Genomic DNA, 21799 nt, shown 5'->3' on the forward strand with positions numbered 1-21799 from the left:
GATGGTGGGAATGCTAACTCACGATTTCAGCAGTCTCCAATACGGCATGAAGCAGCACATCAGCACCAGCCGATGCCCACTCCTTTGAAATTTCCTCGTCTTCATTATGGCTCAGGCCATCCACACATGGACACATAACCATGGCAGTTGGCGCTACACGATTGATCCAGCAGGCATCGTGTCCAGCACCCGAAACGATATTGCGATGGCTGTAACCAAGCCGTTCAGCTGCATTGCGGATGGCGGTGACGCAACCTTCGTCGAATGTGACAGGATCGAAATGTCCAGCCACTTCAATCTCGATGCCGATGCCAATTTCCTCAGCGATCTTTGGTGCTTCGGCCTCAAAACGCTCTTTCATGGCATCCAGTGTTTTCTGATCCGGTGAGCGGAAATCGACGGTGAAAACGATCTGACCCGGCAGGACATTGCGTGAATTTGGCGAGACTTCGATATGGCCCACGCCGCCAACAGCATCAGGCTGATGCGACATGGCGATCTCGTTGACAAGCTGCAGCATTTTGCCCAAGCCCAGGCTTGCATTTTTGCGCATCTTCATCGGCGTCGAGCCAGTATGCGCTTCCTTGCCGGTCAGGGTTACCTGCAACCACCACAGTCCCTGACCATGGGTGACGACACCAATGTTCTTGTTCTCAATCTCAAGGATCGGACCTTGTTCGATATGCAACTCGAACATCGAATGGATTTTGCGCTTGCCGACCGGCTCATCGCCCTTCCAGCCAATACGCTCCAGCTCATCGATAAATTTCTTGCCTTTGGCGTCCGTGCGTTCATAGGCCCAATCCTGCTCATGCACACCGGCGAAAACGCCGGAAGCAAGCATTGCAGGCGCAAAACGCGTGCCTTCTTCATTGGTCCAGTTGACCACGACGATAGGGCGCTTTGTCTTGATATTGGTGTCGTTCAATGTGCGCATGACTTCAAGTCCGCCAAGCACACCGAGCACGCCGTCATATTTGCCGCCTGTCGGCTGCGTGTCGAGATGGCTGCCCATATAGACCGGATCAGCATCCGCATCTTCGCCGGGGCGAAGGAAGAACATATTGCCCATCGTGTCGACGGTCATCGACAATCCGGCTTTTTCACACCACGACTGGAAAAGCTGGCGGCCTTCGCTGTCTTCATCGGTCAGCGTCTGGCGGTTGTTGCCACCACGAATACCAGGGCCAATTTTGGCCATATCCATCAAGCTGTCCCACAGGCGATCGCCATCGACCTTGAGATTGCTGAAACTGGGATTGTTGCTGAGCACCATACGCTCTGCCTCCACATTTCAAGCATGCATCAACGGTGGCATTGCTGCCAGCGCTTCGCATGTTATGTTGTTCCCGCGACCCGGCTCTTTGGCCTCAATCTTCTTGCAGTATTTGCAAAAACTTGACTAGTTGGTCAAAATGCAGGCTAGAAGAGCGTTCGACAGCGGTCAAGCGGTTTTAAGAAATTTTGCTTCGTCAGAAGGTGTTAAATGGTCACAGATGCGACAGCTCCCGCCGAAGCAGGTGCGAACGAGAAGACGGAAGGTGCGACGCGCATTCAGGCGATCAACCGCAGGCTTATTCTGGACGCCGCCTTGGATGTTTTTTCCGCCTATGGCTTTCGCGGCTCAACAGTTGATCAGATCGCCGAAAAGGCAGGTATGTCGAAGCCAAACCTGCTTTATTATTTTCCGCGCAAGCAGAATATCTATGTGACGGTTCTTGAAGAAACGCTCACCGAATGGCTTGGCCCATTTGAGAGCATCGACCCGCAAGGCGATCCGCTTGAGGAGCTTCGCAATTATATCGCGCAGAAGCTTGAGCTTTCAGCAAAACGTCCGGAAGCATCCCGCCTGTTCGCCAATGAAATCCTGCATGGCGCACCGGCAATTACTGATTTTCTGAAAGGCCATCTGAAAGATCTGGTTGATGAAAAGGCGCGTGTCATTCATCGCTGGATCGAGGAAAAGCGCATTGCGCCGATTGATCCCTATCACCTGATTTTTACGATCTGGGCGGTAACGCAGCATTATTCCGACTTCTCGGTTCAGGTCGCAGCCATACTTGGCAAGCGCACGGAAGAACCAGATTTTTATGAGCAGACGGCGCGCTCCATTGCTGCAGTCATTCTTGACGGTGTGCGTGTTCGCGACGATGTTTCGTCATCATGAAAACGATTCTTATTGCAGCAGCCATTGTCCGCGATGAAGCGGGCCGTTTCCTCCTCGTGCGCAAGCGCGGCAGCGAGATTTTCTTCCAACCCGGTGGCAAGATTGATGCGGGCGAGCAGCCTCAAATAGCACTCATCCGCGAGATAGAGGAAGAGCTTGGCATTTGCATTGACGAGAGCCAGTTGCGCTTTGCTGCAAAAATGTCAGCGCCTGCCGCCAACGAACTTGATTCCACAGTTGAAGCAGAGCTGTTTCATCTCACCCTGAAAGAAGGGCAGATTCCTGCCGCTTCCAGTGAGATTGAAGAACTGATCTGGCTCAAGGCTGGGGATCAAAGCCGCCCCGTTGCTCTGCTTTCGCAGAGCATTCAGGCGCGGTTTTCGGATGCAGTTTAAGCGCTATCGACGCGATTTCCCTCGCCATCGAACAGATGGAGATGCTGTGCCGGGAAGCTCACTTGAACAGAACCCTGCGCATGAAGCGCATCGCGATCCAGCGTGAAAATCTTGAACGGCAATCCGTGCAGGCTGAGATGCAGAATAATGCCGAAGCCGGTCGGCTCGACCAGATCAACAGCAGCTGTCAGGTCTGCTGAATTCTCGATATGTACATGCTCGGGACGAATGCCTAGCGTGGCGTTCGCGCCATCCTTGAGTTTTACCGGCTGCGGCAGCGCGATGAGCGTGCCGTCCTTGAGTTTCAGACGCGGACCACCATCCTGTTCAAGATAGGATACGTCGAGAAAATTCATGGCGGGTGAACCGATGAAACCTGCCACGAAGAGATTGGCCGGGCGGTCATAAAGCTCCAGTGGAGAGCCGACCTGTTGCACCACACCACCATGCATGGCGACGATACGGTCGGCCAGAGTCATGGCTTCGATCTGGTCATGTGTCACATAGATGGATGTGGCTTTCAGCTCACCGTGCAGTTTCTTGATTTCGGCACGCATCTGCTCGCGTAGGCGGGCATCGAGGTTGGAAAGCGGCTCGTCAAAGAGGAAGGCCTTGGGCTGACGCACAATGGCGCGGCCCATAGCTACACGCTGACGCTGACCACCGGAAAGCGCTTTCGGACGACGTTCCAGCAAAGGTTCGAGGCCGAGCTTTGTGGCGGTTGATTTGATGGCACTTGCGATCTTTTCTTTCGGCGTTTTGCGCAGCCGCATACTGTAGCTCATATTGTCGGCGACACTCATATGTGGATAGAGCGCATAGGACTGAAACACCATCGCAATATCGCGGTCTTTGGGTGCCAGTTCATTGACGCGCTTGCCACTGATCTGCACCTGGCCGGCAGTGATGTCTTCAAGGCCAGCAATCATGCGCAGCAATGTGGATTTGCCACAGCCTGACGGGCCGACCAGCACAATGAATTCGCCATCTTTGATCTCAAGATCAACGCCGTGCAGAACAGCATGTTCGCCATAGCTTTTGCGGACTGACTGAATATCGATGGAAGCCATAGGGGAAAATCCTCTCAGAGCATTTCTTGTTTAAGATGGAACGTATGAAATGCTCTATCTATTTGTTTTAACGCATGTCTTTATCCCAAAAACCGGTTCCCACTTTTGGGAGACATGCTCTAGCCTTTGACCGCGCCAGCCGTGAGGCCCTGCACGAGATATCGTTGAATGAGGAAGAAGAAGAGACAGGCCGGGATCAGCGCGAGCACACCCGCTGCCATCATCTGTCCGAAATCGACCGAGAATTTTGAGACGAAGCTCAAAAGCCCGACTGGGAACGTGGCTGAATCATTGCCGGAAATCAGCATCAGCGCGAACAGAAGCTCGCTCCACGCTGCGGTGAAAACAAAGCCGAGCGTTGCTGCAATACCGGGTAGAGTTAGCGGCAGAATGATCTGGCGGAAAGCCATGAACTGCGTTGCGCCGTCGATCTTGGCGGCTTCTTCGAGGTCCTTCGGAATGCCGTCGAAGAACGACTGCATCAGGAAGGTGGCAAAAGGCACATTGAATGCCGAATAGACGATGATAAGGCCGATCAGGCTATTGGTGAGACCGAGCGGTGCCATGATTTTGTAGATCGGCGCGATCAGCATCACGAGCGGAAACATCTGCGTCAGCAGCATCAGCGCCACAATCCAGTATTTGGCGCGGAAGTTGAAACGTGACAGCGCATAGCCGGAGAGCGATGCCAGCAGCGTAACGATGATGGCGGTTGAGCCGGACACGATCAGGCTGTTGCGGAAAAACAGCGGAAATGAGCTGTTATTCAACACATGGCTGAAGTGATTGAACGTCATACGCGATGGCCATAGCCGCACGCCTTCGCTGTAAAGCAGATCATTGGGTGTGACGGAAACCTTCACCAGCCAGAAGATCGGAAACAGTGCAAACAGGACGAATAGCAAAATGGCAATGCGATGCGCGCCGACAAGGAAGAGTTTACGGTTGGTCATGGCCTCAATCCTTGTTCAGAAGCGTCTGGCGCAACAGCACGATGAGCATCGAATAGACCATCAGCAGCACAAGCAGGACCATCGCAATCGCCGAGGCATAGCCGAAATCAAGCCGTTTGAAGGCCTGCGTGAAGATGTAGCTCGCGACGATCTGCGTCCGGTCGGCAGGGCCACCGCCGGTCATCACGACAATCAGATCAGCACTGTTGGCAATCCAGACGGTGCGCAGCAAAATGGTGATAGCCATGGTTGGCGCAAGGTAAGGAAGCGTGATTGAGAGAAAACGCTGGACGGGGCCAGCGCCATCGATGGCTGCCGCTTCATAAAGATCGCGCGGGATAGCCTGCAAGGCGGCCAGCATGGTGATGGCAAAGAACGGAATACCCCACCACACACCGGCGGTAATGATACCCCACATGGCCAGATTGGGGTCGGACAGGATGTTGTCTGGTGCGCTCAGAATGCCGATTGCATGTAGCCAATGCGGCAGCGGGCCGATAACCGGATTAAAAAGCCATGCAAAGTTAAGACCTGTGAGGAAGGTCGGCACAGCCCATGGCAGAAAGATCAGCGCCTGTGCCAGCCCACGTCCGGCGAATGGCTTGTCGAGCAGCAGGGCAAGAATAAGCCCGAACACGAATTGCAGCAGCACCGAGCAACCGGTCCACCAGAGTGTGTTTTTCAAAGAGCGATAGAAAGCCTGATCGGTCGCAAGTTCGCGGAAATGATCAAGCCCCACATAGCCACCCGAAAACGGGTTGAGCAACTGAATGTCGCGAAAGGCATAGGAGACGCCGAGGATCAGCGGAACCAGCATGACGGCGCCGATGAGGATCAGTGCGGGGGCACTGTAGAGGTAAGGTTCGGAGGCGTGCGCAAGTCGCTGCAGAAAACTGCGACGATCCTGCTTTGGCACGTCGTTGTGCACCGGGGCCTTTATGGAAGCGGTGTCGTTCATCATTTTTCCCTTCGCGGGGCTGCATCATTCGCTTTGCAGGCGTGGCTGTTCCACGCCTGCAAGCTGTTCATGTTGCTATTGCTTTGAAAGGTGCTTCTGCTGTGCCTTGGTCAGATATTCTGCCCACTGGTCGGCCAGCTGATCCGGCGTGATGTCGCCGAGAAGCGCTTCCTGCGAGGTCTTGATGACGAGCGAATCCTTGAAGAAGGCAAACTCTTCCAGATAGGTCGGCATCACGGTTGGAACGACGTTCTTGTCAGCCAGTTCATCGAACCAGCCCTTGAACTGCTCGCCGCTATAGAACGGATCGTTCTGAGCGGATTTGAGAACCGGCAAGGCACCGGTGCGCTTGTTCCATTCGATGTTGCCTTCCGGGCCTTCCAGCATCGAGATCAGCTTCCAGGAGAGGTCCTTGTTCTGGCTGCCACTCATCATCGACCAGCCGGCAAAGCCGATGGTTGGGAAGGTCTTGCCAGCCGGGCCCTTTGGCATGATGGCAACGCCGAAATCTTCCGGCTTCATGCGTTCGGCAATGGCGATCAGCGCATCCGGGTCTTGGTTGAGGAAGGCGCAGGTGCCGCTATAGAAACCGGCGACGGTTTCGTTGAAGCCCCAGTTGACGCTGTCCTTCGGTGCAAGGCCGTTCTTGTAGAGATCGACCATCCAGGTGATGCCTTTTTTCCAGCCTTCGCTGTTCATGGTCGAGGTGCCGTCTTCGTTGAAGAACTTATTGTCACCGGCCATGGATGCAGCAAAAATCACCCAGCCATTAAGGCCGCCGGGGCCACCACGCATACAGAACCCGGACTTGCCGGGAAGGGCTGCGATCTTTTTGGAGGCTTCGACAAATTCGTCCATCGTCTTCGGTGGCTCGGACACACCAGCCTCCGACAGTAGCTTCTTGTTGTAGAACATGGCGTTCAGATAGAAGCCGTAAGGCAGTGTATAGGCCGTGTTCTTGACGCTGCGGCCAAGCTCAAGTGCGCGCTCGGTCAGGTCTGGCGTGGTTTCCCACTTTTCGAGATATGGTTCGAGGTTTTCCAGCATGCCATTATTGGCATAGAGCGAAACCCAGGTGTCCGGCATTTCCATGACGTCGGGAATTTCACCAGCCGAAACCATGGTTGCGAATTTCTGGAAGGATTCGCCCCATGGCAGCGAAATGATTTCGACTTTGGTGCCCGGATTGGCTGCCTCAAACTTGGCAACGATGGATTCAAGCGTCTTGGTGCGCTCTGGGCTGGTGATGACTTCAACAAGCTTCAGAGTGGTATCAGCAAGTGCCGTACCGCTCAAAAGCATGGTTGCGAATGCGGCTGCTATTAGTTTTTTCATTGCAGTTCCCCTTATTGCTCCTCACTAGATTTTCGTTATTCGGTCGATGCTGCGAGCGCTCCTTCAATATCCCGCCACAGCGCTTCCGTTCCTTCCAGTCCGACATGTAGGCGCACGGAGAGCGGGTCGATGCCGAACGTATGTGCTGAATTTGGCTGCGCCTTCTGCTGCAGCACGACTTCGCCCGGCACGATCAGGCTTTCATGTCCGCCCCAGCTCACGCCGAGCTTGAACAGATCGAGATGATTGCAGAATTCGCGAATGTTCACGCCTTCCCGGAAGATGACCGAGAACAGGCCGGACGTGCCCTTGAGCCCCGCAGGCAGACGATTGGCGAGTGCCGGGTGGCAGACGGTTTCAACCACATCCAGCGCCTGAAGACGCTTTGCAATTTCCAGTGCCGAAGCCTCATGCGCCTTCATGCGCGTCGGCAAGGTGCGCATACCGCGCACCAGAAGCCACGCATCAAACGGTGAAAGCTTGCCGCCGAGATATGGATAGGTTTCCGCGCGAATTGCATTGATCAGCTCTTTCGAGCCGGTCACGACACCGGCCACGACATCGCTATGACCACCGAGATATTTCGATGCCGAATGCACGACGAGATCAACGCCAAGCGACAGTGGGCGCTGGAAGATCGGGCTGGCCCAGCTGTTGTCGATGATGCTCAACACGCCATGCTGCTTGGCAATAGTTGCCAAGGTGCCGACATCATGGGCTTCCATGACCCAGCTCGTCGGGCTTTCCATGTAGAAGAGCTTTGCACCGGGCAGGGCTTTTGCAACCGCTTCCTCGTCACGTCCGTCGACATAATCGACCTGCACCTGCATGCGCTTCAGAATGGTGCCAAACAGGCGGAATGCATCCGGGTAGACATGGCGCACGGCAACAATGCGATCACCCGGATTGACGAAGGCCAGCACACTTGAAGAGATCGCAGCCATGCCGCTTGCAAAGCCCAGCGCGTCTTCGCCGCCTTCAAGTTTTGCCAGCATTTCTTCAAATGCCCGCACGGTCGGGTTGAGGCCGCGTGTGTAGATCGGGCGAACCTTTTCGCCGCGATAGGAGGCGACCATGTCGTCATAGCTTGGGAAGGTGAAAAGCGAGGTCTGCACGATGGGTGGAACCACGGCGTCGTATGCATTGCCTTCATCATGGGCAACCGTAAGTGCTGCAAAATCCAGCGGATCCATCCCGTCGGTCATTTGGACATTTCCTTGATGTCTTCCTCGACAATGTCGAGGATTTTGAGTGTTTCCTGCCGCGCGGCTTCAGGGTCCTGGGCCACGATGGCGTTAAAGAGCGTGCGGTGGAACGGAAAGGTCCGCCGCGCGAAATCGACCCGCTCGAACGGATGATCCCAGAAGTGCAAGAAGGCTTCGCGCATCTGTTCGAGCAATTGTCTGAAAAGCGGGTTATGGGTCGCGTCGTAAATGGCGAGGTGAAACGCCAGATCTTCCGGGCCTGACGTGCCTTCCGCGATATGAACGCGTTCCATCTCATTGAGATTGCGTTCGATGATGATGAGGTCTTCCGCCGTGCGTTTGCGCGCGGCAACCATGCTGGCTTCGGCTTCGATGCCACGGCGTACTTCAAGCGATTGCAGCAATGCATCGCGCAATTGTGCGGGGTCGAATGAGAGAGGCATGTGAATAGTTGCCGCCGAAATCGGCTTGAGCAGATAGGTGCCGCTGCCTTTGCGGGCTTCGATCACACCCAATGCCTGAAAGTGTCGGATTGCTTCGCGAATGGTGGAGCGCCCCACGGCCAGCGCGGTCATCAATTCACGTTCGGCGGGAAGGCGATCTCCGGCCTGAAGCTGCGCTGTCGCGATGTAATTGGCGAGCGCATCTGTTACCTGCCGGGCGCGATCCATCGGCGGTAATGGAGCTATCTGCAGCAACCTGCGATCTTTCATTCTGCCTCCATTTCACAGACGGACTCAGAGATCAGCCCAGAGTTTCAACGCGCAATCAGGTCAGAGCCGGTTCCCTTATTGGTTCTTAAATTGGTCTGACATCATAGTAATATCGACAGGAATTCGGGGCTGTCAAGCATGGTTTATTTGCACGTGAATAGGCTCTTCGCATGCGCAGGCTTTTTCGATTGCGCTTTGGCATGCTTGCTCCTATCAATCGCCGGAAGAGGCAGCGCGTCCCAAAAAGTGCGAAGCGGTTTTTGGATAAGGTGGGCTGAAAGAGGCGGCGCGTCCCAAAAAGTGCGAAGCGGTTTTTGGATAAGACGCGGTGAAAAAGGAGTGCGGCATGTTGCATGCCGCGATGGAGGAAATACCCATGCATTTGAAAGCATCCGAGAAACGGGCGCTTGGCCGTACCGGTCTGACTGTAACCGCGCTTGGTCTGGGAACTGCACCTTTGGGTGGGCTTTATGCGCCGGTTTCGCGTGCTGATGCGGACGCTTTGCTGGAAGCTGGTTGGGACAGCGGCATCCGTTATTTCGACAGCGCACCAATGTATGGCTATGGCCGATGCGAGCATCTTCTTGGCGATATGTTGCGCGAAAAACCCGAGCGCGCCGTCATTTCCACCAAGGTTGGCCGCTTGATGACCAATGAGCGCGCTGGTCGCACCCTGCCACCAGCGCCGCCAAAGAATCCGCTTGATTCTGGCTGGCATAATGGCCTCAATTTCCGTGAGGTTTTTGATTACAGCTATGATGGCGTCATGCGCAGCTTCGATGACAGCCAGCAGCGTCTCGGCTTTCCAGAAATCGATCTGCTCTATGTTCATGACATTGGCCGCGTGACCCATGCCGACAGGCACGAGTTTCACTGGAACGCGCTGACTAGGGGCGGTGGTTTCCGTGCGCTGACCGAACTGCGCGCGGCAGGTAATATCAAGGGCTTTGGTCTTGGTGTGAACGAATGGCAGATCATTCGCGATGCGCTGGAAGAGGCTGATCTCGATTGCTCGCTTCTGGCTGGCCGCTACTCGCTGCTCGATCAGGTTTCCGAAAAAGAGTTTCTGCCGCTGGCGCAAAAGCGCGGCATGGCACTGGTAATCGCCGGTGTGTTCAATTCAGGAATTCTCGCGGCACCGCGCGGCGGCGAACAGAAGTTCGACTATGCCGATGCACCTGCTGAAATCATTTCGCGCACCAATCGGCTGCATGATATTTGCGATGAGTATCATGTGCCGCTTGCCGCTGCCGCCATGCAGTTTCCGTTGAGGCATGAGGCCGTCAGCTCCATTCTGATCGGTGTACGTTCGCCGGAGCAGATCAGGCAAAATGTGGTCTGGTTCGAGCAGTCGATCCCGGACGAATTCTGGACGACGCTTCGCTCGGAAGGTCTCATTTCCTGATCATGACTTCCAAAATTCTCTGTGTCGGTGCCCTCACAATGGACACCATTTTCCGCCTCGATACGCTTCCCGAACAGGCAGGCAAATACCTGCCGCGCGAAGCGGTCGAGATTGCTGCTGGCATGGCCTCGAGCGCCGCTGCTGCGATTGCCCGGCTTGGTGGCGACGTGGCGCTCTGGGCATCTGCCGGGACTGATCCGGTGGGCGATCGCGCTTTCGCAGAGCTTGAGGCCGAAGGTATTGATTGTTCGCATATAAGGCGGCTGGAAGGCGCGCGCACAGCATTTTCCTCGATCCTCGTCGATGCAAATGGTGAGCGCATTATCGTGCCGTTTTATGATCGCAGGCTTGCAGGCCCGGCTGAAACCGTGCCCCCAATCGCGGCCGGAACCTATGCTGCCGTGATGACCGATGTGCGCTGGCCATGGGCTGCGGAAACGGCGCTGCGTACGGCTCGCGATGCCGGTATTCCGGCTATTCTGGATGCCGATACCGCGCCTGTCGAATTGCTGGAAACGCTGCTACCGCTTGCAACCCATATCGTTGCGTCAGAACCTGCTGCAATCAGCGTCGCGGGCACGCCTGATTTGCGTGAATGTGTCCGTATTCTCAGCAACCGCTATGATGTTTTCACATCTGTCACGGCTGGCGCAGATGGCTGCTATTGGACTGAAGGTGCTGGCAAGCCTGTTTCCCATGTGACGGGCTTCAAGGTTAATGCGGTGGATACGCTGGCCGCGGGCGATGTCTTCCATGGCGCATTTGCACGTGGCCTGGTGGAAGGTAAACCGATGACCGACATCATCCGCTTTGCCAATGCAGCCGCCGCCATCAAATGCGCGCGCTTCGGCGGACGTGCCGGTTCACCAAGCAAAACGGAAGTTCTTTCCTTCATCGAAAGCGGCATCGTCCCCGCTCAATAAGCATCAAAACACTCCTCCAAAAAGCACGATTACGCACTGAACCCGAATTGACTCTTTACTAACATGTTAGTATGTGCAAACCTGAAGTTCAAATTTGGGAGGAGCCAGTTTTGGCACACAATCATTCTCGGCAGGAGCGCTTCGGGCTCTCTGCAGCGCTTACGACACCATTCGACGCAGATGGCAAAATCGATGTCAGCCGTGCCCTGAAGCATGCCCGCGCACGCCTTGATAACGGCTGCTCAAGCGTAACCCTGTTCGGCACCACCGGCGAAGGCTCTTCCATTGGTGACGCCGAGCGCGCAGCGCTTCTCGATGCCTTCATCGCGCAGGGCTTTGCTGCTTCCAACATCGTTGTTGGTGTGATGGAAAACTCGATTGCCGATGCGGTCGCACAGTCTGCCGATGCACTGCGTCGCGGCTGCAAGGCCATTCTTCTGGCGCCGCCTTCCTACTTCAAAAACCTCTCGGATGAAGGCCTGTTCAACTGGTTCTCGGCAGTCTTCAAAGGTTTGGGTGACGATGCCCGCAGCATCATTCTCTACAACATCCCATCGGTGACAGCGGTTGAGCTTTCGGTCGATCTGATCACCCGTCTGCGCGCAGCCTTTGGTGGCATCATTACTGGCGTGAAGGATTCTTCCGGCACCTGGGCCTATACGGAAAAGCTGCTTGCAGCCCACAAGGACATTGCGATCCTGATCGGCGATGAGCGTGATCTTGCCGCCGGTGTACGTCTCGGTGGGCAGGGTGCGATTTCCGGCATGGCAAACCTGTTCCCGGATCGCCTTCTGCGCATGATCAATAACGGTCAGGACGATGCTGAACTGGTCGGCGCAGTACAGCAATTGCTGAACTATCCGGTCACGCCTGCGGTCAAGGCCATGGTGGCGCGTCATACGGGTGACAAGGAGTGGCGTCGCGTACGCGCGCCGCTGATTTCACTGAATGATGCGGATTTCGATGCAATTGGCAGTGTATTTGACCGTTTGCATATGGCAAAAGCAGCTTAAGGGCGGCATAAGCAAGCGGGACTGAGAGGGGACAGGCTTTGGCGGACGATCACAACGAACCGGTAAAATTGCGGGACAAGGCTTATCAGAGCTTCACCCAGCATTTGCTGGCGCGTGATTTTCATCCGGGCCAGTTCGTTTCGCAGCGCCAGCTTGTCACCATGACGGGCTTGCCGCTGGGTGCTATCCGCGAACTGATCCCGCGCCTCGAAGCGGAAGGTCTTATCAAGACCGTGCCGCAGCGCGGGCTCCAGATCGCCCATATCGATCTCAATCTGATCCGCGAAGCGTTTCAGTTCCGCCTTTTCATCGAAAAGGAGGCGATTGCCATCTTCTGTCAGGCGGCTTCCGATGAGCTGTTGCGTTCGTTGCGCGCTGAGCATGAAGACACGCTCAATCGCGCAATGAGTGAGGGCGAAACACCAGAGCTCGAAGAGCAGGCGCAGAATATCGACTGGAGCTTGCATGATACAATTGTCGGCTCGCTCGACAATGAAATCATCTGGCGCGCCTATCAGACCAATACGATCAAGATGCGCCTGATCAATCAGGAACGTTTCCGCATCACCGGGCGCGTTATCCCGGTCATGCAGGAGCATCTCGCTGTCCTTGCTGCAATCGAAACACGCGATCCGCAGACAGCCATGGATGCCATCGCCGTTCATATCAACAATGCACGGAAGCTGGCTTTGCACATTTAAAGGCCATGGTCATGCGAGAGGAGTCGCCTGATCAGGAACACAACAGGGGAGGAGCATGTAATGAATCTATTACGTCCAACACGTCGTCAGTTTCTGGCGGGAACAGCGGCCATTGCCGCTTCAGGTGTCACGGGCATCAGCCCATCATTCGCTCAGTCGGGTGTCGACTGGAAGAAGTATGCCGGGACCACACTTGAAGTAAACCTCATCAAGAGCCCGCGCGGCGAAATCCTTCAGAAATATCAGAAGGAATTCGAAGAACTCACTGGCATCAAGGTGAACTCCGAGCAGACGCCGGAACAGCAGCAGCGCCAGAAGGCGGTGATCGAGCTGACTTCAGGCCGTCCGAGTTTCGACGTTATCCATATCAGCTATCACGTTCAGAAGCGCCAGTTTGAAAAGGGCGGTTGGCTTGCCGACCTCAACCCGTTCCTGAAAGACCCGACGCTGACCGATGCGTCACTCACAGAAGATGATTTCGCCAGTGCTGGTCTGACCTTCGCCAAGGACGCCAATGGCCGCTTCGGCGCGCTGCCGTTCTCGGTTGATTACTGGATCATCTACTGGAACAAGGATCTCTTTGCGGAGAAGGGCCTTGAATTCCCTAAGACGTTTGAAGAGCTGGTCACAACCGCTGAAGCCCTGACGGACCCATCAACCAGAACCTATGGTTTCGTTGCACGCGGCATGAAGAATGCCAATGCTCCGGTCTATACCAGCCTTCTGCTCGGTTATGGCAAGCAGTCGGTGGATGCGGATGGCAATGTCCAGACGGATTCACCAGAAGGCATTGAAGCCGCCAAGCTTTACCAGCGCCTGATGACCAAATCGGCACCTCCCGGTGTTGCGGGCTTCAACTGGGCCGAATGCCAGTCGAACTTCCTTCAGGGCCGCGTTGGTATGTGGCTTGATGGTATCGGCTTTGCTCCACCGCTCGAAGATCCGAACAAGTCGCGCGTTGTTGGCAAGGTTGGCTATGGCGTCATGCCAGCAGGCCCGAATGCACAGGCAGCCCCGACCACCGGCGACGGTATCGGCGTGACCGAAGCTTCGAAAAACAAAGAAGCCGCATATCTTTATTGCCAGTGGGCTATTTCCAAGGAAATGGGCGCGCGTCTTCTGCAATCGGGATCGGGCGTTCCGTTCCGCAAGTCGATCATCGACGATGCAGAAGTCCGCAAGGGCGTCACCATGCCGGAAGGCTGGGTGGAAGCGCTCTCGAAGTCTGCCCCGATCAGCCAGCTCTGCCTGCCAGTCATCGTGCCGGTCACGGAATTCCGCGACATTATCGGTGTTGGCCTCACCAATCTCTTGAACGGTGCTGACGCAGAAACTGAAATGAAACGCGCGACGGAAGAATTCCGTCCGGTCCTCGCACGGAGCGAAGGAAAATGACATCTGCCGCCCCGATAGGTGCAAAAACAGGAACAGCGCAAGCTGTTCCTGCCACCAAGCCGGTCACAGGTCGCTTGCGGCCAAGCTACTGGCCGTTCGTTCTTCCAGCCTTGATTACCGTCGGGGCGGTGATCGTTTTCCCATGGGTGTTTACACTCTGGATGAGTGCCAACCAGTGGCAGCTCGGCGGTGAACAGAGCTTTGTCGGTTTCGACAATTATCTGCGTCTCGCCGCCGATATGCGCTTCTGGGAATCCATGTGGCACACGGTTGTCTATACGGTTCTCTCGGTCGTGGCTCCGATGATCTTGGGCACGATTGCGGCGCTGGTCTTTGACAGCAAATTGCCAATGCGCGGACTGTTGCGCGGTATTTTCGTGATGCCGATGATGGCAACGCCAGTTGCGGTCGCCCTTGTCTGGACCATGATGTATCACCCGCAGCTGGGTGTGCTGAACTATCTTCTCTCGCTGATCGGCATTGCGCCGCAAGAGTGGATCTTTAATCAGAGCACGGTTATCCCGTCGCTGGTGCTGGTTGAAACCTGGCAGTGGACGCCGCTGGTGATGCTGATTGTGCTGGGCGGCCTTGCTTCCATGCCGCGTGATCCGTTTGAAAGTGCGGAAATCGATGGTGCCAATGGTTGGCAGAAGTTCCGCTATATCACGCTTCCGATGATCCTGCCGTTTATCATGGTGGCCGTTATCATTCGCTCGATTGATGCGCTGAAAAGCTTCGACATCATCTATGCGATGACGCAGGGCGGTCCCGGAACGGCATCGGAAACCATCAATATTTATCTCTATAACGTGGCGTTTTCCTATTACGACATTGGCTATGGATCGGCGATTGCCGTGGTGTTCTTCATTGTCATTATCGCCATGTCGATGGTTCTTCTGGCCCTGCGCCAGCGGACCAAGTGGAACTCGTGAGGACTGACCATGGCACGTAAGTCAATCCTTTCCAAGCTTGGCACGGCACTCATGGTTTTCGTGATCGTGTCGCCCGCAATCTTCTTCTTCGTCTGGATGCTGTCGCTTTCGTTGAAATATGAAATCGACAACGGCGCTTATCCGCCAATCCTCATCCCTGACCGCATCGCGTGGTCGAACTATACCGGAATTTTCGAGACCAACGACTTTCTGCTCTATTTCTGGAACAGTATCTTGGTCACCGGAACAGCCACCTTGCTGGCATTGCTGGTCGGTGTTCCGGCGGGTTACGGTATCGCACGACTGCGCGCCAACAAGTCGGCAATCGTCATCATGATTGCGCGTATGACACCGGGCCTGTCTTATTTGATCCCGCTGTTCCTGCTGTTCCAGACGCTCGGCCTTCTCGGCACGCTCTGGCCGCAGATCATCATCCATCTCGTTGTGACTGTTCCAATCGTGATCTGGATCATGATCGGCTATTTTGAGACGACCCCTATGGAGCTTGAAGAAGCCGCCATTATCGATGGTGCATCCTCGTGGCAGGTGTTCAGGAAAGTGGCACTTCCCATCGCCAAGCCTGGCGTTGTGGTGTCGCTCATCCTTGCGGTGATCTTCTCGTGGAACAATTTCGTTTTCGGCATCGTGCTTGCAAGTCGCGAGACACGCACCCTGCCGGTCGCAGTTTACAACATGCTGTCCTTTGAACAGGTCAGCTGGGGTCCGCTTGCCGCCGCAGCCCTTGTGGTCACATTGCCGGTCCTGTTGCTAACCGTTTTCGCACAGCGCCAGATCGTTGCAGGTCTGACAGCAGGCGCCGTCAAATAAGAGTTGAGGTTCAAGATGGCATCTGTATCCATCCGAAATGCAATCAAGAAATATGGCAATGTCGGCGTGTTGCACGGCGTGTCCGTGGATATTCAGGACGGCGAATTTGTCGTGCTGGTCGGCCCATCGGGTTGTGGCAAGTCAACGCTTTTGCGCATGATCGCAGGACTCGAGGAAATCAGTGACGGCGAAATCGCCATCGGCCCGCGTGTGGTCAATGACCTGCGCGCCAAGGAACGCGACATCGCCATGGTGTTCCAGAATTATGCGCTCTATCCGCATATGACGGTGGCCGACAATATGGGCTTTGCGCTCATGCTGAAAAATGCGCCGAAGGAAGAACGCGACAGCCGCGTCAATCGTGCAGCGGAAATTCTTGGGCTGAACAAGCTGCTTGACCGTTTTCCGCGCCAGCTTTCCGGCGGGCAGCGCCAGCGTGTGGCCATGGGTCGTGCGATTGTTCGCGATCCGCAGGTGTTTTTGTTCGATGAGCCGCTTTCCAATCTCGACGCTAAATTGCGTGTGCAGATGCGCGGCGAAATCAAGGGTCTGCATCAGCGTCTGAAGACCACCACGATTTACGTGACCCACGATCAGATCGAAGCCATGACCATGGCTGATAAGATCGTCGTCATGCGTGATGGTCTAGTTGAACAGATCGGTGCGCCGCTCGATCTTTATGATCGCCCGGCCAACATGTTTGTCGCAGGCTTTATCGGTTCGCCATCAATGAATTTTGTGAATGGCAAGATCGAAGAAGGTTCGTTCGTGGCCGACGGCGGCTTCCGTATGCCGCTTCCGGAAGGCGATTATGCAAGTCTTTCGGGCAAGGCCGTTTATGGTATGCGCCCTGAACATATGAAGATTGCCGATAACGGCGTTCCGGTCTCGGTCGAAATCGTTGAGCCAACCGGCTCGGAAATCATGGTCATGGGCAAGCTCGGCGATCAGCCGATTACCTGCCTGTTCCGCGAGCGCCTGACCGTGCGTCCGGGCGACGTGCTGACCATTGCGATTGATCCGGCAACAAGCCATGTGTTCGAGCCGGAAAAAGGCAAACGCGTCAGCCGTTAAAAACAAATACAGCAAAAGAAAACGCCGGGTTTTTGCCCGGCGTTTCTGTTTTATTCGGCGGCCTCTTTCACGGCCACCGGATTGTTCGGATGCGTGGTCCAGTTGGCATATTGTGCCGGGATCGGTGCCTTGGTGCGCGGATCGAAATCGCCGATCTGCTCCATGGTGATGCAATCCTCAACCGGGCAGACATTTACGCAAAGATTGCAGCCAACGCATTCCTCATCGATCACCTCAAAGTGCCGCGCACCATTCACCAGATTGGTGATTGCCTGATGCGAGGTATCTTCGCAGGCAATATGGCAACGACCACATTTGATGCATGAATCCTGATCAATTCGTGCCTTGGTGACATAATTGAGGTTGAGATACTGCCAGTCGCTGACATGTCCCACGGCCATGCCACGGAAATCATCGAGCGTCTGATAGCCTTTGCTGTCCATCCAGTCGGACAGGCCGTCGATCATTTCTTCAACGACCTTGAAGCCATAGGTCATAGCAGCCGTACAGACCTGAACCGTGCCGCAACCAAGTGCAATAAACTCGGCCGCATCGCGCCATGTGGTAATGCCGCCAATGCCGGAAATTGGCAGGCCATAGGTTTCAGGATCGCGCGCAATTTCCGCCACCATGTTGAGCGCAATAGGCTTAACCGCTGGTCCGCAATAACCGCCATGACTGCCGCGCCCATCAATAGACGGAACCGGCGACATGCTGTCCAGATCAACCGACACAATCGAATTGATCGTGTTGATCAGCGATACAGCATCGGTGCCATTGGCCTTTGCGCCGCGTGCTGGCTTGCGAATATCGGTGATGTTCGGCGTCAGCTTGGTGATCACCGGCATGCGGCTATATTGCTTGCACCATTTCACGACCATGCCGACATATTCCGGCACCTGACCGACAGCCGCACCCATGCCGCGCTCGCTCATGCCGTGCGGACAGCCAAAGTTCAGCTCAATGCCGTCAGCGCCAGTTTCTTCCACCAGGGGCAGGATTGCTTTCCACGCTTCTTCTTCGCATGGCACCATGATCGAAGCGATCAGTGCGCGGTCGGGCCAGCGCATTTTCACTTCTTTCATTTCGCGCAGGTTCACTTCGAGCGGCCGGTCGGTGATCAGCTCGATATTGTTGAGACCAAGCAAGCGCCGGTCAGCGCCATGGATTGCGCCATAGCGCGGACCATTGACATTGACCACCGGTGGGCCTTCGGAACCCAGCGTTTTCCAGACCACGCCACCCCAGCCAGCCTTGAAAGCCCGCTCAACATTGTAGGCTTTGTCAGTCGGCGGAGCCGAAGCCAGCCAGAACGGGTTCGGAGATTTAATGCCGAGGAAGTTCGTTGAAAGATCAGCCATTTTTACTCTCCTCAGCCCTGTTCCTGGCCCAATGGCACACTGCGGTCGCGCGAAGCAGACGGGGAGGGCGCATGAAGTGCGCCGCCCGACAACACCGCATCGGCAAAGCCTTCAATGGCTTCGGGACGTTTTGTCAGCGTCGCATGGATGGATTCTGCGGCAACCTTGCCGTCTTCCACCGATGCAACGGTCAGATCCTGACCGCCCGCAACGCAGTCGCCCCCCGCCCATATGCCCTCAACGGATGTGCGACGATCTTCATCAACGCTGATGCGTCCTTTGGAAAGCCCGATGCCAGACCCAGCAATTGGCTCTGGTTCAAACTTCTGGCCGATAGCCTTGAACACCTGATCGGCTTCAAGAATGAGATATTCGCCGGTGCCGGAAAGCTTGCCGCTATCGGCATTGGTATATTCAAAGACCACGGCATTGACCGTGCCGTCTTCGTTCCGCTCAAGGGCATGCGGTTGCAACCAGTGACGGATCACCACGCCATGAATCTGTGCCAGTTCCTGCTCATAGGCGCTGGCATTCATGCTTTCCTGACCGCGACGATAAACGATTGTCACGTTTTCAGCGCCAAGCTTCTTGGTCTGAATGGCAACGTCTACAGCGGTCATGCCGCCGCCGATCACTACCACATTGCGGCCAACGGGGAGGGATGAGAGGTCTTTTGCCTGACGCAGATTGGCGATGTAATCCACCGCATCGATCACGTTGGGCGCATCTTCGCCGACAAGCGCCAGATCGTTGACGCCTGGCATGCCCATGCCGAGGAAAACTGCATCATAGCCAGCCTTCAGCGCTTCAATGGTGATGTCCTGACCGAGCGTCTGGTTATATTCGATATTGATCGCGCCGATTTTCAGCACGAATTCCAGTTCGCGCTGGGCGAAATTATTGACCGTCTTATAGGCGGCAATACCATATTCATTAAGACCGCCGCCCTTGGGCCGCGCTTCAAAAATCGTCACCTGATGCCCATACATCGCAAGGCGATGTGCTGCGGAGATACCTGCCGGGCCCGCGCCAACGATTGCGATGTGCTTGCCGGTTTCGGGTGCGCGCTTGAAAGGATGATTGCCGGTTTCCATCAGAACATCTGTGGCATAGCGCTGCAAATGACCGATCTTGACCGGTTTGCCTTCCGAAGTTTCGCGAACGCACACTTCTTCGCAAAGCGTTTCTGTCGGGCAGACGCGGGCGCACATGCCGCCCAGAATATTTTCTGAGAGAATGGTCTTTGCCGCACCGATTGCATTGCCGGTGTTAATCTGGCGAATAAAACGCGGAATATCGATGCTGGTCGGGCATGCATTCATGCAGGGCGCATCATAGCAATAATAGCAGCGGTCGGATTCAACGAGGGCTTCATGCTTGTTCAGCGGTGGATGCAGATCATCGAAAACATGCGCATAGTCGGCCTTCTCAAGCCGCGAGCCATGAATATCAGGCCCGTTCGCATGTCCCGGATTATCAATTGCATCAATAGGCGAATTCTCTGCTGATCTCATCGATCGCATCTCCCATTTTTGCTTGTTAAGGCGCGGGTTCCCTTTGCGCACCTTGAACTCTGTTCCGGGCTGCGATCTTTGCCGTCGCGTGGTGCCCGTTACTGACAGGATGACAGATTTTTACGGAAGGTCAAATTTTTTATCATCTGGTCAATTTATGAGAGTTAGGCACTAGAAATAGAGAAAGGCCCGGCTTTGGAAGCGCGGGCCTTTGACAGATGATCAGAGTGTGAAATCAGATTGTCTCTGATTTGAGAATGTTATTGTCAGAGGTTTTCTCTGTTTCTGATTCCTGAAAAGCTTCCGCTTCTTTTGGCAGGGCAGGGCGCGAGCTCAGCACCAGTGCGCAGCCTGCAATGATGACGGCAGCACCGACAAACTGGATCAACGAAAGCTGTTCTTTGAGGAACACCGCACCCACCAGAACCGCGATGACCGTTACCACGAATTCGACGCTGATGGCTTTGGTCGGTCCCACATTCCCGACCAGTTTGAAATAAAGCACATAGGTAAGCGCACTCATCACGCAGGCCGAAACCAGCAGATAGATGAAGTCAACGAGCCCCGGTGTTGTTGGTACAGGAATGGCGAAAATCAGTGGCAAAGTCAGAATGCCGCCAAACACGAATGCGCCGATGGTGGTTTCCCATGAGCCGGTTGTAGAAAGACGACGGCTTGCATAATTGCTGCCGAAAGCTGCCGAGAAGCAGGAGAAAAGCACGGCAATACAGCCCATCACGAATGCAGGCGTGACGGCAACGGCCGGGAAGCCAACCAGCAGCACGATGCCGGTCACGCCGAGCAACAGGCCGATCAGGCCGCGTGAAGTAATGCGCTCAAGACCCCAGAGCTGGCTGATAACCATCGAGAACAGCGGAATGGATGCAACGCAGATCGCGGCCATCGCCGTGCCGATCAGCGGTGTGCCATAGGAAAGGCCGATCAGCTGGCCTGCAACGGTGGTTGCGCCAACCACGGCGAAGGGTTTCCAGCCCGCGTGAAAATCAAGCCTGCGTCCGGAGAGTTTCGCGATTACAAAAAGCGTTCCAGCCGCAATGAAGGAGCGGAAGGCAACCGCGCCGACCCAGCCAAAGGCTTCGACCACGCGCAACACCACGAGGAACGACAGCCCCCATGCTACGGCAAGAAAAATATAGGTGGCGGTATCTCTGGGTTTCATGCCGATAGGCCTTGTCACGGGTTACGCGTTATCGACTATCTCATAAGGGCGAAAAGCAAAAACGCTTTCCCATCTATTCTCATACCATCTTGGAATGAAATTATGCCGTTTTTGCAGCGGCGTTTTCTGCCGCTTTTTGCGCGGCCGCAGCACCGATATTGGCAAAGAAGCGATCCGCGACCTTGCGTGCCACCGAGCCGAGCAGTTTCGAGCCGAGCTGGGCGATCTTGCCGCCTGCATCACCCCGGATCACGTAAGTGAGGATCGTATCATCACCGTCCGTGGTGAGTGTTACATCGGTATCGCCATGGGCGAAGCCCGCAATGGAACCTTCACCGCGTCCAGAGATCGTATAGGAGGCGGGCGGGTTCATGTTGGAAAGTTCGAGCATGCCGTGAAAGCGAACTTTAAGCACGCCGAGACTGACTTTCAGCGCTGCCCGTATTTCCGTGTCCGACAGACGTTCGAGATCTTCGCAGCCCGGAATGCAGTTTTTCAGCGTCTCAATGTCGTTGAGCGCGTCCCATACGGCCTGCCGGGGTGCAGCGATTCTTTCTTCTCCGACGAGGTCCATGCTTTACACTGCTCCTGATCAACCTAAATTGATGCATATCCCTATACGGAACGACATCAAAATGGAAAATTTCTGTAATTTAACGGATGCACTTCTCCACTAA

At 55.3% G+C, this 21799-nt stretch carries 21 protein-coding genes; 10 read left to right on the forward strand and 11 right to left on the reverse strand.

Annotated elements, in window-relative coordinates; all coding sequences use genetic code 11:
* Window positions 1-13 precede the first annotated feature (13 nt).
* Window positions 14-1276, reverse strand: coding sequence for a Zn-dependent hydrolase (locus ACSME1_RS08680; protein WP_024897846.1), 1263 nt, complete (start codon window positions 1274-1276; stop codon window positions 14-16).
* 210 nt (window positions 1277-1486) lie between these two features.
* On the opposite strand from ACSME1_RS08680, the gene ACSME1_RS08685 reads away from it, so the two are divergent.
* Window positions 1487-2167: a TetR family transcriptional regulator C-terminal domain-containing protein gene (locus ACSME1_RS08685; protein WP_024897845.1), complete on the forward strand. Its 681-nt coding sequence runs from the start codon at window positions 1487-1489 to the stop codon at window positions 2165-2167.
* A complete protein-coding gene (locus tag ACSME1_RS08690; RefSeq protein ID WP_024897844.1) occupies window positions 2164-2562 on the forward strand; it encodes an NUDIX hydrolase in 399 nt (132 codons plus the stop codon). The genes ACSME1_RS08685 and ACSME1_RS08690 overlap by 4 nt, the downstream gene beginning before the upstream one ends.
* Here ACSME1_RS08690 and ACSME1_RS08695 read toward each other — a convergent pair.
* From ACSME1_RS08695 to ACSME1_RS08720, 6 genes are all read right to left on the reverse strand, one after another.
* Entirely contained in the window at window positions 2559-3632 is a 1074-nt protein-coding gene (locus ACSME1_RS08695) for an ABC transporter ATP-binding protein (RefSeq protein ID WP_024897843.1), read from the reverse strand. The genes ACSME1_RS08690 and ACSME1_RS08695 overlap by 4 nt on opposite strands.
* A gap of 119 nt (window positions 3633-3751) precedes the next feature.
* The gene (locus ACSME1_RS08700) at window positions 3752-4585 is read right to left on the reverse strand and encodes a carbohydrate ABC transporter permease (RefSeq protein WP_024897842.1); all 834 of its coding nucleotides are present in this window, start codon (window positions 4583-4585) and stop codon (window positions 3752-3754) included.
* A gap of 4 nt (window positions 4586-4589) precedes the next feature.
* Window positions 4590-5543: a carbohydrate ABC transporter permease gene (locus ACSME1_RS08705; protein WP_105705401.1), complete on the reverse strand. Its 954-nt coding sequence runs from the start codon at window positions 5541-5543 to the stop codon at window positions 4590-4592.
* A gap of 75 nt (window positions 5544-5618) precedes the next feature.
* On the reverse strand, window positions 5619-6878 hold the full coding sequence (locus tag ACSME1_RS08710; RefSeq protein WP_105705400.1) for an ABC transporter substrate-binding protein: 1260 nt from the start codon (window positions 6876-6878) through the stop codon (window positions 5619-5621).
* Between the two features lie 35 nt (window positions 6879-6913).
* A complete protein-coding gene (locus ACSME1_RS08715) occupies window positions 6914-8083 on the reverse strand; it encodes a PLP-dependent transferase (RefSeq protein WP_105705398.1) in 1170 nt (389 codons plus the stop codon).
* Window positions 8080-8796: a FadR/GntR family transcriptional regulator gene (locus ACSME1_RS08720; RefSeq protein ID WP_024897838.1), complete on the reverse strand. Its 717-nt coding sequence runs from the start codon at window positions 8794-8796 to the stop codon at window positions 8080-8082. Before ACSME1_RS08720 ends, ACSME1_RS08715 begins: the two co-directional genes overlap by 4 nt.
* A gap of 376 nt (window positions 8797-9172) precedes the next feature.
* On the opposite strand from ACSME1_RS08720, the gene ACSME1_RS08725 reads away from it, so the two are divergent.
* From ACSME1_RS08725 to ACSME1_RS08760, 8 genes are all read left to right on the forward strand, one after another.
* On the forward strand, window positions 9173-10201 hold the full coding sequence (locus tag ACSME1_RS08725; RefSeq protein WP_105705396.1) for an aldo/keto reductase: 1029 nt from the start codon (window positions 9173-9175) through the stop codon (window positions 10199-10201).
* A gap of 2 nt (window positions 10202-10203) precedes the next feature.
* A complete protein-coding gene (locus ACSME1_RS08730; protein ID WP_105705394.1) occupies window positions 10204-11124 on the forward strand; it encodes a PfkB family carbohydrate kinase in 921 nt (306 codons plus the stop codon).
* A gap of 110 nt (window positions 11125-11234) precedes the next feature.
* Window positions 11235-12137 carry a dihydrodipicolinate synthase family protein gene (locus tag ACSME1_RS08735; RefSeq protein ID WP_105705393.1) on the forward strand — a complete coding sequence of 301 codons (903 nt, stop codon included), beginning with the start codon at window positions 11235-11237 and terminating at the stop codon, window positions 12135-12137.
* Window positions 12138-12175: 38 nt separating this feature from the next.
* Window positions 12176-12838: a GntR family transcriptional regulator gene (locus ACSME1_RS08740; RefSeq protein WP_024897834.1), complete on the forward strand. Its 663-nt coding sequence runs from the start codon at window positions 12176-12178 to the stop codon at window positions 12836-12838.
* Window positions 12839-12898: 60 nt separating this feature from the next.
* Entirely contained in the window at window positions 12899-14233 is a 1335-nt protein-coding gene (locus ACSME1_RS08745; protein ID WP_024897833.1) for an ABC transporter substrate-binding protein, read from the forward strand.
* Window positions 14230-15165, forward strand: a complete 936-nt coding sequence (locus ACSME1_RS08750) for a carbohydrate ABC transporter permease (protein WP_105705391.1) — start codon at window positions 14230-14232, stop codon at window positions 15163-15165. The genes ACSME1_RS08745 and ACSME1_RS08750 overlap by 4 nt, the downstream gene beginning before the upstream one ends.
* 9 nt (window positions 15166-15174) lie before the next feature.
* On the forward strand, window positions 15175-15993 hold the full coding sequence (locus ACSME1_RS08755) for a carbohydrate ABC transporter permease (protein ID WP_105705389.1): 819 nt from the start codon (window positions 15175-15177) through the stop codon (window positions 15991-15993).
* Between the two features lie 15 nt (window positions 15994-16008).
* On the forward strand, window positions 16009-17067 hold the full coding sequence (locus ACSME1_RS08760; protein ID WP_024897830.1) for an ABC transporter ATP-binding protein: 1059 nt from the start codon (window positions 16009-16011) through the stop codon (window positions 17065-17067).
* A gap of 50 nt (window positions 17068-17117) precedes the next feature.
* Here ACSME1_RS08760 and preA read toward each other — a convergent pair whose 3' ends face one another.
* From preA to ACSME1_RS08780, 4 genes are all read right to left on the reverse strand, one after another.
* A complete protein-coding gene (gene preA / locus ACSME1_RS08765) occupies window positions 17118-18428 on the reverse strand; it encodes an NAD-dependent dihydropyrimidine dehydrogenase subunit PreA (protein WP_100559752.1) in 1311 nt (436 codons plus the stop codon).
* Window positions 18429-18439: 11 nt separating this feature from the next.
* On the reverse strand, window positions 18440-19951 hold the full coding sequence (locus ACSME1_RS08770; protein WP_181152044.1) for an NAD(P)-dependent oxidoreductase: 1512 nt from the start codon (window positions 19949-19951) through the stop codon (window positions 18440-18442).
* 226 nt (window positions 19952-20177) lie between these two features.
* Window positions 20178-21122, reverse strand: coding sequence for a DMT family transporter (locus ACSME1_RS08775; RefSeq protein WP_105705387.1), 945 nt, complete (start codon window positions 21120-21122; stop codon window positions 20178-20180).
* 100 nt (window positions 21123-21222) lie between these two features.
* The gene (locus ACSME1_RS08780; RefSeq protein ID WP_024897827.1) at window positions 21223-21696 is read right to left on the reverse strand and encodes a CoxG family protein; all 474 of its coding nucleotides are present in this window, start codon (window positions 21694-21696) and stop codon (window positions 21223-21225) included.
* Window positions 21697-21799: the final 103 nt, after the last annotated feature.

It is taken from the genome of Brucella pituitosa (genome assembly GCF_965577835.1).
GTDB lineage: Bacteria > Pseudomonadota > Alphaproteobacteria > Rhizobiales > Rhizobiaceae > Brucella > Brucella pituitosa.